Genomic DNA, 12,674 nt, shown 5'->3' on the forward strand with positions numbered 1-12,674 from the left:
GAGCCGGGGTTCACTTTTTCCCACCCTCAGCCCTTGACCAGATGGACCCCGAACCAAGCCCGGGGCGATGAAAAAAGGGCTAGGGGCAAAGGCTGAGAGTGCCCGCGCGTCAATGACCTAGACCGGCGCATCGCGCAGCCCGGCAGCGGCTGATTGCGGCAAGGGCGTGGGGGACAAATCATCATCGGAAAGCCCCAAACCCAAAATAGTGCGATTGGCATAGGAAAAATAAGCCACCGCCTGATTGATTTCGAGAATTTCAGCATCTTCAAAGCCAGCGTCGCGCAGGGCTTCAACATCGGATCGTTTCATGGCGCGCGGGCTGCGGGCCAGCTTTTCAGCATAATGCGCCGCCGCCAGAGCCTTGCCCTCAAGGGCGGTTTGCGGCAAGCCTGCTTCCAATGCCGCCCGAATATCACGGGCCTGGCAATCATCATGCAAAGCAAGGCACAAATCGCCAAAGGATTGTTCGATACAATAAGGGCAGCCATTCACAAGGCTGGTATAAACCCCCACCATCTGCAGCATCCACAAAGGCAGATGGCTGGTGCGTTCATCAAAAATGGCCTGATAAAGGGCCACATGCCCCTTGATCGTTTCGGGCTTCAGGGATTGCGCAATGAGAATGCCATCCACGCGCCCATGATCCGCCACGGATTCATAGATCGATACAAGATCACCGCTCGCATCAACAGGCGCAATGGTTTTGATCCAAGGCATCAGCGCTTACAATCCATCTGTCAACCTAGCCTTGCTATGCCATAATCAAAACCAGAATTTAAGACCTTAAATGTTATCATTCCATAGAATAAGGATCTGATCGATCTGCGGAGTGACCGAATATGTTCAAATCCACTGTCCTTTTCATGCTGCTGATGATGCTGGGCCACCCACTGGCTGCAGCTCAGGATGATCCGCCACCCGCCCAAAGCATTCCTTTATGCACCGCCCAATATGAAGGAGCGCTGAGCTGTCAGGCCAATCGGGTTTGTGAATGTGGCTATGCCAATGCCGAACCGGCGCGCGGCCTGCCCGCCCGCTGGCGGTGGAATTGCTCGCTCATGCAGCCCCAATGCAGCCTGCCAGGTGCTGAATCCGGGGCCGAATTTGGCGCTGATTATGCGCCCGGCGGCGCTTTGGGCGGCTATTCTGGCGGCTATTTAGGTGACTATCCGGTCATCATCGAGCATGACAGCCAAGGCCGTGATCGGGGCCGTGATCGGGATCGCCCGCGCGACAAGGATGGCAACAGGCGCGACCGGCCAAACTGAACGGGCAGCCGCCTTCACACCACCTCAAACAGGCCCGCCGCCCCCTGACCACCGCCGATGCACATGGTTACCACCACGAATTTCGCCCCCCGCCTTTTGCCCTCGATCAGGGCATGGCCGGTCATCCGCGCACCCGACATACCATAAGGATGGCCGATGGAGATCGCCCCGCCATTGACATTGAACAGATCGGGATCGATACCCAAACGATCCCGACAATAAAGCGCCTGCACCGCAAAGGCTTCGTTCAGTTCCCACAAGCCGATATCATCGATCTTGAGATCATGGGCCTTCAAAAGTTTGGGAATGGCATAAACCGGGCCAATGCCCATTTCATCAGGCTCGGTGCCCGCCACGGCCATGCCCCGATAAATGCCCAAAGGCGAAAGGCCCCGGCGCTCTGCCTCGCGGCTATCCATGATCAGGCTGGCGCTGGCCCCATCGGAAAGCTGGCTGGCATTGCCCGCGGTGATGAAATGATCGGGCCCCCGCACCGCTGCCAGACTTTGCAGCCCTTCATAGGTTGTTTCCGGGCGATTGCCTTCGTCTTTTTGCAAGATCACGCTTTGCGCCGAAATTTCACCGCTTTCCTTGTTTTTGACCAGCATATTGGCGGTATAGGGGACGATTTCCGCATCAAAGCGCCCCGCCTTTTGGGCGGCGGCCGTGCGCTGCTGGGATTCCAGCGCATAAGCATCCTGCGCTTCACGGCTGATCCCATAGCGGCGGGCAACAATCTCGGCGGTATCGATCATCGGCATATAGGCCGCCGGATGCATCTCGACCAAAGACAGATCAGGCTCGACACGGAATTTTTCGGTTTGCACCATCGAAATGGATTCGACACCGCCACCGATGGCGATTGCCTGTCCGTCAAACAGAACCTGCTTGGCCGCCACACTGATTGCCATCAAGCCGGAAGCGCATTGGCGATCAATCGACATTCCCGGCACCCCCACCGGCAAGCCCGCCCGCAAAGCCGCCAATCGGCCGATATTGGGGGTTTGCACGCCTTGTTGCAGGGCGGCCCCCAAAATCACATCCTCGATCTCTGCCGGATCCACCCCCGCCCGCTCCACCGCAGCCTTGATCACATGCCCCGCAAGGGTGGGGGACGGCGTATTGTTCAAGGCCCCGCGATAGGCTTTTCCGATAGCGGTTCGGGCGGTGGAAACGATCACGGCATCATGCATGAAATTTCATCCTTGATCTATTTGTTACGGTACCAGAACAACCGGTACATCCGATATATGGGCAAGCGAATTAGCGACCGACCCCAAGAGCAGATCGCTCAAGGCGGAATGGCCCCTGCGCCCGACAAAAATCATCTCGGCTTTGCGCTCTTTTGCCAAGTGCGCAAGGCTATGGGCGGGGTGCCCCCAGCTATAATAGGTTTCCACCGGCTCCACCCCCAAATCATTGGCCAGCTTGACCAGGGGTTCCAGCACCGTTTCCCGGGCGACCCGTTCTTCCTGTTGCTTATCGATAGGGCGGCGCATGGCTTCTTCCACCGAAAGGGGGGCAAAACCCGACCAATGCACAATGGTTGCCAAAAGCAGTTTGGCTCCGGTCTGCTGCGCATGGCGGGCACAGAATTCCACAGCCCTTTTGCTGCACGCGCTGCCATCGACACCAATGATATAAAGCGGTTGATCGGCCATGCTCTCATCCTTTTGCAAAGTGATTGATGCATGCAGTATAGCCACCACTCAACGCCTGCTTTTGATCGGAATCAAGTGCTTTGCGGGAAAAAGCAGCGGTGCCCCCCTTTTTCGGGCGTTTATCTGCGCCTGTTTTGCAACCGGCGCACCTGCAGAATCCACCCAAAAATCGCCGTCAGCACAATCAGCGATACAAAAAACATGATCACCAGATCGCGGGGTTTCTGGCCCATCCAATTAAGAAACCCCCATTTATGAACGAAGCTGAACACCCGGCTTTCCAATCGATCGGCAGCCGTGCTGCGCGCGGCGATCACCCCATCGGCAGCATCCACAAATATGCGGGGCAAAGCGCTATCCTCGAATGCAACCCGCCACACCGGCAGGCGCTTATTGATAAAGCCATAATCGGCTGAAAAGCGAGCCACGGGCTCAACCCTGTCGATCTTCTGCTGATCCACGCCCACAGCGCGGCTGGCCAAAATCCGGGCGATGGCCTCGCCCGCATCCAGGATGGGCTGGCCATCATCGCCGCGCACCCACAGGGCCGACCGTGTTGGGGGCGCGGATGTTGCCGCGCTATGATCATGATGGGCATGTTCGTGCATATCAGCGGACCCCGCTTTGCCCGCAGCCCCCTCAATCCCCGCCGGGCTCAGGGCCAAACGCCATAAAATCGTGCCATCTTCCGCGCGAACGGCCATGGCCCCCATCACCTGTTGCCCCCCGCCATCATGCTCTGGGGGAATGGCCATCAAATGGCGCGGATCGGTGCCTGCCATGTCTGCCCGGCTCAGCATCACAGGCGGCATAGAGGGGTCTTGCGCATCCAAAAGGGATGAAGACTGGATCAGATGATAAAATCCGCTGGCCGAAAACATCAAAGCCGGGATCGCCGCGCCATAAGCCAACAGATGGTGCAAGGATCGCGCCCGGCTTAAACCGGCTTTGCGGCGGATGAAAAAAATCAGCGAAAGCCCCAGCGCCGAGGCAAAAAACAAGCTGCCCACCAGGGCCCCGATCAGCAACAGCCGCACCCATTCCGCATCAGAGGGCAAAAAGGCCAAAAGATGCACATTGGTGAAAAAGGCTGACAAACGCCGCCGGTGCTTATGATCGATGGTGGCCAGATTGCCGCTGCCGCTATCCACATAAACCACCAGATCATCTGAGCGATCAAAGGCAATTTTCCAAACCGGCAACAAACGATTATTTTCGGTATAACCAGCAGTGAAATCAGCCAGATAGGCGCTGCTTTTCACAGGGCTTTGCTGATCTGAGCTATAGTGCCGGGCCAGAGCAATCGCCCTGGCCCGGTCCGCCCTATTGTCCTCGGCGCCACTGCGCGGATCAAATAGCCGCCGAGGCTTATCTGCTGTTTCCCTCAGCAGATAATAACTTTGATCACGAAGAGCGACGGCACGCAGTTCAAAGACAGTCTCAACACCGGCCTTTTCCATGATCTGGGCGGGGCTGAGCGCCCCTGTCAGATCCAATGGCCAAACGGGCGGGGCGAAAGCCGCAGGCTTTGGCGAGATCCAAACCATGATGGGATGCGATAAACCCGACAAACCCCACAAAATGGCCGCCACCCCGGCTATCCAGGTGATGCGATGATGCCATTTGAAACTGAATGCCTTCATGATCAGAACCTTGCTTTAATGCCTGCAAAAACCCCAATGCCGTCTCCGGGTGTGAAGACATTGAGCGCCGTTCCGGGGGCCTGCGCATCGATCACTGTCGAGAAGGTCGCCAGATAGCGTTTATCGGTGATATTTTGAATATCGGCATAGAATTCGAGACCGGGCCTTAAAGTGACCCCGCCCTTTACCCCAAAAACGGCATAATCGCTGGCCCTTAAGCTATTGGCAAAATCGACGAAGGGCGCTTTCGGTGCCCATTCAAGGCTGAGGGCGATATGATAGCGATCGGGTTCTTCCAGCCGGATTTCCCCATTGAACAAATGGCGAGCCGTAACGGGAAGCTGATTATCCCCAAATTGCGCATCATCATCAAAAAAGAAATCGCTGAAGGTATAGGCACCCTCAATGATGATCCGGCTGGCTTCGCGGGCAAATAAACCGCTCAGCGCCGTCCAATGCAATCCGGCTTCGATCCCTTGATGCACCGTATCATCGGCATTGAAGGTATTGGCCGGAATATTGCCATCCACAGCAAATTTCAGCATTTCATTCTTGAGCCAGGCGCGAAAGAAGGTGAGGTCCCAGGCCACAGCCCCCAGCGCCCCACGGCTGCCGATCTCGCCGGTCCAGCCGGTTTGTTTTTCCAAAGGCACAAAACGCAGAATGGGGCTTTGGATCAATTCTGAAAAGCTGGGCGGTTCAGCGCTGCGGGTGACATTGGCCCAGATCTGGCCGCTTTCCATCACATCCCACAGCACACCGATTTTGGGATTAACGGCGGAATAGGTGATTTTGTCATCATTATTGGCAACAAAATTATCCGTGAAATCCCGCGTGGTGACAAAGGCCTGCACCCCCAGATCCAGGGCTATGCTGGGGGTGAGGTAAATCTGATCCGCCACATAGGCCTGAAGATGCCCGGCTTTTCTTTCGGTGGATTGAATCTGCGGGCCACGCTTTCCCGCCAGATTGACAAACCAATCATCATCGGTGTTGCTGCGCCGCACGGTCATGCCCATGCTCAGATCATGGCGCAGGCCGCCAAATAAACGGCTATCGCTATAGCGGCCAAAAAGCCCCACATCCGTGGTTTCATCATCGATGAACACGAAAATCGGGTGATCCAGATCACGCAAGGTGCCCCAGGCACCGAAATCAAGCTGGCCCGCAGCCCCAATCTGGACACTGGTTTTATTGATGAGCCGCAAAGAGCGAATATCCCGCGCCCAATCATTGGCAATATTATTGGGGACCGCGCCTTTTCTATTCGTCAAAGACTCCTCAGCGGTTCGCGAACCGGGGATTTCCTGATTGATATGATTGGCGATCAGATAAAATCGGGTTTCCACCCCTTCCGAAAGTTTGATCCCCACATTGGTGGTGAAGCGGCCGGTCACCTGTGTGCTGTGATCGCGAAACTGATTGGAATGCACCCCGGACGCACCGACGAAAACATCATAATTTTCGCCCGCCCGGGCCAAGGTTCCGGTTAAGCGCGCCGTCTCAAAACTGCCGCCCTCAAGGGTCAGACTATTGGCAGAGCGCGCCGTGCGGCCGGTGGGGGTAACGATATTGATCGCCCCGCCCAAGGTGGCCGATCCATATTTCAGGCCATTGCCACCCTTGAACACTTCAAGATAACGCACCAGCCGACTATCAATTTCCTGAAAATCGCCAAAGCCATCACCGAAATTGATCGGGGTGCCATCCAGCAAAAGCTCCACCCCGCGCAGATGATTGTTCAGGCTCAGGCCCGAACCCCGGATCGACAGGCGGATTTCTTCCGAATAGCGCTCCTGGGCCACCACACCCGGGGTCATTCTGAGCATATCCCCCAGATGCTCCACATATTGATTATCGAAGGATTCTTCAGCCACCAGATCCACCGATCCGGGGATTCGCGCCATCGCCCGCCGCGCCTCTTCCAATGAGGGCGCTGTCATCGAGCCGGAGCGACCGCCGGTAACGATGATTTCTTCAACGATCGAGCGGCTCTTGTCATCTTCGCCAGCCGCATCCGTTAAGGACGAGGTTTCGGTTTCCGCTCTCGCCATCTGGCCGTGGAGCACAAGGCTTGCCAATAGCCCGTAAAAGGGCGCACGCCGCGTTTTTCGCACGAAAGTTTCTTGAACGCTGGCATCTTGCCGCAGCGTCTTAAAATAGCACTGGTCCATCGTCATTATCCCGCACGGATCCTGACAGCCCAAAAGGCTGCTGAATGATCCTTTTTTGCATTAAAGCATCCGCCGCCACAGGCGCGCAGACACCCCCTAAAACAAGAGGTTCATGCAAAAGCGGGCGGGGCCCGGGCGGGATGCCGGGGATTGATAAGGGCGCGCCGACCCAAAACAGACTGAGGCGCCACCCATGCGCGGAGGGCGGGCCACAGGCCGAGGATAAAGCACAGGACCGAAAGGATGAGCAACAGCGCTGCCAAAGCGGCAAACACACAAGGAGCCGCATCACGGTGAACCACGCCTTCGCCATCATTGGCCCCATGATGGCCATGATCGCTCAAAACCGATTCGAAAGCCGTGCCCTCGACCAAACCCTCAAGCCCGGTGGGGCACAAAACGATCAGGCTTTCACCCGTTATGAGAGAAGAATAATTGAGCATATAGCCCACAGGGATCAGGGCGCGCAAAAGCAGGGCGGCCAGCAAAAGCCTTTGCCCCCTGCGCAGACATGCCCCCATGGGCGGATATGTTTCCAAGTTTTTCACAGTCAAACCATATGACCATCTGAAAAATGCTGTCAACTTATAAGTGCGGCTTCGCATAAAATTCAGGCACGACCCAATGCCCGATTCAAACATCAAGGGTTGCCCCGGTCAAGCGGACGATTTCTTGCGCCAGAACCGAAAGATTGACCGGCTTTTCCACATAGCCATTCATTCCGGCCTCCACATAGCGTTCTTTATCCTGTTCCATGGCATTGGCGGTGAGGGCGATGATCGGAATTTCGGCCCGCCCGTTATCCAGAGCCCGAATGGCCCGAGCCGCTTCCACCCCATCCATATTGGGCATATTGGCATCCATCAGGATAATATCCCAAGGCCCGCATTTCACCCGATCCAGGGCTTCCGCGCCATCGGCCACCACTTCAAAATCGACATTCCAGCCTTCCAGAATGGCCGCCATCAAATTTTGATTGAGCTGATTATCATCCGCCACCAGCACCCGGATGCGATCAGATAAAACCGGCGCGGGCTTCACTGCGGATGCCTTCTGGGCACCATCACAAAAAGCTTTAGATGCCGATTCGGCTGAGGGGGCGTTAGCGGATACGGGTGCGCTTTTTTTGCGATCATCAGACGCGCACTCTTGATCCTGATCCGCGCAATCAAATGGCAAAGTGAACCAGAAGCGGCTGCCCACGCCTTCTTCGCTGTCAAAGCCGATTTCGCCGCCCATTCTGGAAACCAATTGGAAACAGATATGCAAACCAAGCCCGGTGCCCCGCAATCCCCCGGCGGTCCCCAATTCCCCATGATTATACTGCTCGAACAGATGATCACGCATGGCAGGTGAAATGCCCGGGCCGCTATCCTGGACCATCAGGCGTAAATGCTTTTTCCCGCTTTTGGAATCATTTTGGCGTTTGGCATCAACAAGATCGACCTCTATATCGATTCCCCCGCTTTCGGTGAATTTCAAAGCGTTGGAAATCAGATTATAAAGCACCTGCTGAATCCGTACGGGATCGATCATCAGATGGGTGGGCACATCGGATGCCGTACTGATCGAGAAGGACAGCCCCTTTTCCCGGGCATTGGGGGCCCAGAAATCCTGAAATTCATCGCAAAGCGCCCGAATATCGACTTTTTCCACCTTGAGTTCGATCCGCCCGGCCTCGATTTTCGTGCTATCGAGCAGATCGTTCAAAATCGATAAAAGCGCCGAGCCTGAACGATACATCGCGGCCAGATGTTTTTTATGGGCGTCATCCAGATCGGCTTTCAACAAAATCTGCGCGCCCCCCAAAATGCCATTCAAGGGCGTTCGCAGTTCATGGGATGTCACCGCCAGCAGATCACTTTTCGCCTTATTGGCTTTGGCCAGCGCTTCTTTCGCCTGCTCCAGTTCCATCGCCTTTTGGGCCGCTTCGCGCCGCGCCCGGATCGATGATCGCAGGCTGATGCCAAGGCCCGCCGATATCAGCAAAAGAAGGATCACGCCGATCCCTGCCATCTGCCGAATGACTTGCTCCCGCTCGAGTTGATCCATCCTGATCCGCTGTTCACGATTCAGATCGGCAATGGCCTGCTCGCGATCCGCCAGATCATATTCCGTTTGCAACAAGGACAGGCGATAATCACTTTCACGATTGAAAATCTGATCCTTCAAAGCCAGATGATCATCCAGATGATCCAGCGCCAATTGCAGGCGCCCGGCGCGGCGATCAATATCGCTAAGCAAAAGATGAATATCGCGCAATCGCTTATTATCAGCGCTTTCAAGGGCAATAGCCAAAGCCTTTTCTGCAAGGCTCTGCGCCTTTTCCAGATCCCCCTGATCAAGGGCAATGCGCGAAAGGAAGAAGTAATTATCGCTTGAAATCGATAAAAGATTGAGACTTTTAGAGACTTCGAGGCTTTTTTCAAGATAAGGGATCGCCTCGTCAATGCGGCCCAGATCAACCAAAGCTTCGCCGGTATTATGAAAGCTGTGGGCGATATAAAGCGGGCTTTCCGCAGTCAGGGCCACACGGCGTCCTTCTTGCAAAAGCACAAGAGCCTCATCGGCATCCCCGGATTCCAACATTACATAGGATAAATTGACAAAAAGCCGCGCCATGAGCAGCAGATCGCCATAGACTCGCGCCCTTTCCAAAGCTTCAACCAAACCTGTTCGCGCTTCCTCCAGATCTTCGGCCAGGGCATGAACGGTGGCGAGATTGGTCAGGGATTCAATAATCCCCGATTCCTGACCAAGCTTGCGCCGGATATCAAGGGCGCGACGCAGGCTGATCACCGCCATATCCATCTCGCCAAGACGCGTATAGGCCGTACCCAAAGAATCCTGAGCCATTGCCAGATCGGGCCCCTCCACCCCTTCGAGCAAGGCCAGATCAGAGGCTTTCAAGCCATAATCACGCGCATCGATGAAGCGGCCCATGCGGGTATAAGCCCGGGCCATCAGAGCCATCGCCCTGACCTGGAGGGACGATAGTTGGCCCCCTTCATCTTCAGATGTGGCAGACAAAAGAGCCAAAGCCTTTTCGGCATAATCAAGAGATAAAAGCGGATTGCTATCACGCAGAGTGACCGCTGCCGCCAATAAGGATGAGGCCGATGCGGGGTCGAGCAATTCCGGGCTTTGGGTGACAAACGCGGCAATGGTTTCCGATTGCACAGCAGGCTGCGCCCATGTCTTTTGCAGCGGCCAATTCAAAAGGCCGCCAAGCAATAAAAGGAGGCCCAAAATGCCCTTGCTAAAGCCTTTGATCATGCCGGGCCGAACCCCGTTCATTGGATGCCGATAGCCAACGGCCAAAATTGCCACAAAAATATATGATCCCGCAAATAATCATGCTCACCACCTTAGGTTCGCATGAAAATCATTTCGGAATGCTTAAATATCCCGGTCTGCTGACGATCCCGGCCACGCCTTTTCCCGCCATCCGGGGCTAATCTGGGGTCTGGTGGATATTGGGTCATATTGAATTGAGGGCGGGGCCGTGGGGAATGGCTGCCCCCACGCCTCAATTCTATGATCAGCTCGCGCGGATGGATTCGAGGAACCGTTCCACCTGGCTGCGCAATTCGCCGGATTCGCGGCTCAAGGATTTGGCCGAGCCCAGAACCTGATTGGCGGCCGCCCCGTTGCTGGCCGCCCCCTCATTCAGACTGGCCATATCGCGGGAAATATCCTGCGCCCCAGCGGAAACCTCGGCCACATTGCGGGCAATTTCCTGGGTTGAGGCATCCTGCTCCTCAACAGCCGAGGCAATCGACACCGCCGTTGTATCGATCTCCGAAATGATCAGGCGAATCGCCTCGATAGCATCGACGGTTTTCTTGGTGGCATCCTGCATGCCCGAGATCTGTTCCGAAATGTCATTGGTGGCTTTGGCCGTTTGGGTGGCAAGGGATTTCACTTCGCTCGCCACCACCGCAAAGCCTTTACCGGCTTCCCCGGCACGGGCGGCTTCGATGGTCGCATTCAGCGCCAGCAAATTGGTTTGATCGGCAATATCATTGATCAGATTGACCACATCCCCGATGCGCTGAGCGGCATCGACGAGTTCGCGAATATCGCCCGAGGCCCGTTCGGTGCGCTGCACGGCATCCCGCGCCGATGTGCTGGATTGGTTGGTTTGCGAAGCGATTTCACGAACACTTGCCGAAAGCTGCTCGGCGGCACTGGCCACCATCTGCAGGCTATTCGTGGCATGGTCCGCGGTGGTTGAGACCACCTTGGCACGGCCGGCATTGTCCTCTGCGGTTTCCGTCAGGCCCAGTGCGGCGCCTTCCATCTCACCTGCTGCCTGGCTCAGATTATCCACCAGCTTCATCACTGAAGCTTCAAAGCTATCGGCCAGTTCCAGCATCTCAGCCTGACGCGCTTTTCTTTGTTCTTCTTCCAGTTCCAGTTCCCGCTTACGCTGCTTTTCTTCGCGTTCACGGGCCACCCGCTCGGCTTCTTCATTTTTGATGCGCTGACGCTCTTCGGCTTCATGCTGCTCTTTTTCCAAGCGGATCTTGTCGATGGCATTGTCCTTGAACACCTGCACGCTTTTAGCCATTTCGCCAACTTCGTCATTACGTTCCGTGCCGCGCACATCCACATCCAGATTGCCGGTAGACAGCGTTTTCATGATCCGCGACAGACCCACGATCGGCCCCACCACACGCTGGACCACCAGCCAGAAGGAAACAACACCAAGACCCAAAGTGAAGAACAGCAAGAACATAGAGTTCCAGAATTCTGCTGAGGCCTGGGATTCATTTTCTTCGAGTTCTGTCTGGGCAAGCTTGCCGGCTTCCTGAGCCAAAGTTTGCACCGGCGCCACGGCATTGGTCGCTTTTTCAATCCACAAAAGTGCCGTAAAGGGAACAGGTTCGCCCAATTCCGCAGCGGCATAAACCTCATCGCGATCCATGGCGAATTGATCGAAAAACGCATCGCGCACATCATCAAGACGCGATTCCAGCGTATTTGAGACGAGAGAGCTATCGACAAGGCTTTGGATATCCTGCCAGGCCGCTTCCACCTGCCCGGTATAGCCGGTGACGATCTGTAGCATCAGGCTGGACAAGGGCTGGCCCGAAGCCATGGATTCGCCAATGGTTGCCCAATCGCGCGAGGCATATTCCTGCATCCGCCAGAGCAGATATTTCAGCTGCCCGCTGGCCTGAACCGCAGGCTCGCTGGGGGGAAAACTATAGGTGACCGAAAGCCGGACATCGCGCAACCGATCAATCAGATCAGTGATGGCGTTGCCCACGGTGCGATCGATGCGGCTTTCGCGGGATTGCGCGATCTGTGCCATGGCCGCATCCGCAGCGGGGCGAACAGCCATATAGGCTGAATAGGCATCCTGCATTGCCGATATCTGGGCATCCTTGCCTTCATAGGCTGGCAAATCCTGGAGTTTTTGGCGGAAAATGCCATAAGCCTGATCAAAGCGGGCCCGTTCTTCGGTGATCATCTCGCGAAAACGGCGATCCGGGACGCTTTCAAAGGCAAGGGCCGTGCCCGATGCCCCCCGCTCGACCGCCAAAGCCAGCTTGGCTGTGGTGATCTGATCAACGGTTTCCCCTACATCCACCTGAAGCGATGCTTCCCGCTGATTTTTCATGGCATCCATGGCGGTCATGACGCCATCGAAAACCAAGATGATGACCAAAAGACCAACGATTGCCAGCAAGGAATTACGGATAGTCAGTATTTTTGTGAGAGAAGCAGATATCTGCTCCCGATTCCACTTCAACCCAGAAAACATTCAGTTGACCCCAATTGCCATTATCCCGCAAACACGACCCTTGGTGGGCGCATGCCTGCCGTGTCCATCAATTCTGCCCAAAGAATGCCAAATTGATATTAAAGAACACTAAACAATCGAAATCAGCTTTGAGCATAAAGACTGGGAAAAAC

10 protein-coding genes are annotated in these 12,674 nt (G+C 55.6%); 2 read left to right on the forward strand and 8 right to left on the reverse strand.

The window, feature by feature from the left end:
- Nucleotides 1-117 precede the first annotated feature (117 nt).
- A complete protein-coding gene (locus AQ1_RS01770; RefSeq protein ID WP_042083463.1) occupies nt 118-720 on the reverse strand; it encodes a carboxymuconolactone decarboxylase family protein in 603 nt (200 codons plus the stop codon).
- A gap of 122 nt (nt 721-842) precedes the next feature.
- Between AQ1_RS01770 and AQ1_RS01775 the strand changes: the two genes are divergently transcribed.
- On the forward strand, nt 843-1,271 hold the full coding sequence (locus AQ1_RS01775; protein ID WP_042083465.1) for a hypothetical protein: 429 nt from the start codon (nt 843-845) through the stop codon (nt 1,269-1,271).
- Nucleotides 1,272-1,285: 14 nt separating this feature from the next.
- On the opposite strand, the gene AQ1_RS01780 is transcribed toward AQ1_RS01775, so the two are convergent.
- The 7 genes from AQ1_RS01780 to AQ1_RS14350 all read right to left on the reverse strand — a co-directional run bounded on the left by AQ1_RS01780 (nt 1,286) and on the right by AQ1_RS14350 (nt 12,378).
- Nucleotides 1,286-2,464 (reverse strand): acetyl-CoA C-acyltransferase, encoded by a 1,179-nt coding sequence (locus AQ1_RS01780; protein ID WP_042083467.1) that lies wholly within the window; start codon nt 2,462-2,464, stop codon nt 1,286-1,288.
- A gap of 24 nt (nt 2,465-2,488) precedes the next feature.
- Nucleotides 2,489-2,932 (reverse strand): universal stress protein, encoded by a 444-nt coding sequence (locus AQ1_RS01785; protein ID WP_042083525.1) that lies wholly within the window; start codon nt 2,930-2,932, stop codon nt 2,489-2,491.
- A gap of 119 nt (nt 2,933-3,051) precedes the next feature.
- Entirely contained in the window at nt 3,052-4,575 is a 1,524-nt protein-coding gene (locus AQ1_RS01790; RefSeq protein ID WP_042083471.1) for a hypothetical protein, read from the reverse strand.
- A 2-nt stretch (nt 4,576-4,577) separates the two neighbouring features.
- A complete protein-coding gene (locus AQ1_RS01795) occupies nt 4,578-6,692 on the reverse strand; it encodes a TonB-dependent receptor family protein (protein WP_161760373.1) in 2,115 nt (704 codons plus the stop codon).
- A gap of 167 nt (nt 6,693-6,859) precedes the next feature.
- Nucleotides 6,860-7,270 carry a DUF2946 family protein gene (locus AQ1_RS01800; RefSeq protein WP_150006726.1) on the reverse strand — a complete coding sequence of 137 codons (411 nt, stop codon included), beginning with the start codon at nt 7,268-7,270 and terminating at the stop codon, nt 6,860-6,862.
- Nucleotides 7,271-7,382: 112 nt separating this feature from the next.
- Nucleotides 7,383-10,025, reverse strand: coding sequence for a tetratricopeptide repeat protein (locus AQ1_RS14345; protein ID WP_052370754.1), 2,643 nt, complete (start codon nt 10,023-10,025; stop codon nt 7,383-7,385).
- Between the two features lie 265 nt (nt 10,026-10,290).
- The gene (locus AQ1_RS14350) at nt 10,291-12,378 is read right to left on the reverse strand and encodes a methyl-accepting chemotaxis protein (RefSeq protein ID WP_161760375.1); all 2,088 of its coding nucleotides are present in this window, start codon (nt 12,376-12,378) and stop codon (nt 10,291-10,293) included.
- Between AQ1_RS14350 and AQ1_RS15255 the strand changes: the two genes are divergently transcribed.
- Nucleotides 12,377-12,634, forward strand: coding sequence for a hypothetical protein (locus tag AQ1_RS15255; protein ID WP_161760377.1), 258 nt, complete (start codon nt 12,377-12,379; stop codon nt 12,632-12,634). The two genes, AQ1_RS14350 and AQ1_RS15255, sit on opposite strands and share 2 nt — an antisense overlap.
- Nucleotides 12,635-12,674: the final 40 nt, after the last annotated feature.

The organism is Iodidimonas nitroreducens (assembly GCA_000710935.1).
GTDB classification, from domain to species: domain Bacteria; phylum Pseudomonadota; class Alphaproteobacteria; order Sphingomonadales; family Rhodothalassiaceae; genus Iodidimonas; species Iodidimonas nitroreducens.